General features: G+C 57.9%; 1 protein-coding gene and 1 pseudogene. Both read right to left on the bottom strand.

All coding sequences use genetic code 11. The annotated features are described in order from the left end of the window. Window positions 1-192 (bottom strand): annotated as a pseudogene (locus tag A3754_RS02690) (NGG1p interacting factor NIF3); the annotation flags it as partial. Window positions 193-216: 24 nt separating this feature from the next. Next, the coding region (locus A3754_RS02685; RefSeq protein ID WP_197468401.1) for a PaaI family thioesterase at window positions 217-615 on the bottom strand (399 nt) is incomplete at its 5' end.

Here is a 615-nt window from a genome sequence, read left to right as displayed (position 1 = left end):
ATGCTGACCGAGAAAGGGCTGACTCCCTGACAGGGGCCGGAATTGCCCCTGACCCAGCGTCTGAAAGCTGCAATGATCGTAATCACCCAGGTGCCCGGCACCGGCCTCGAAAATGGCCGTTTTCACCTGTTCCACATGGCTCACGGGCACGTAAAAGCACAATTTGTAATGTTGATCACTGGCCTCTGTCATTCATGCCTCCCAGTGCGTTGAACGTTACGATGCCACCCCGGTATCCGAGGGTAGCGCAGACACAAATTCTGGCTTCAACGCATACTCACCATGGGCGGAAATCCAGATACCTTCCGCCGAAACCGTTTGCTCGCCATTTACCCAGACACTGCCTTCACAGCGTAACTTGCGGCGCTCCAGCGAAACCAGCCGGGCTTCGAAATCCACCGGCGTGTTTAACGGCGTGGCCGCCAAGTAGCGGATATTCAAAGTGCCGGTCATGCCGATTTGACGGACATAATCCTGCGTCTTGGCCATCAGCATATCCAACGCCAATGCCAGCACGCCACCGTGGACCCGCCCTGGCGGCCCCTGAAACGCGGGACCAAACGTGGCCCGGCCACGAATACGGTCACCATCGATCCACAATTCCAGCGGCGGCGA

It is taken from the genome of Alcanivorax sp. HI0083 (genome assembly GCF_001635175.1).
Note: the sequence above shows the minus strand (reverse complement) of the source record. Positions and strands in the feature narration are given on the sequence as shown.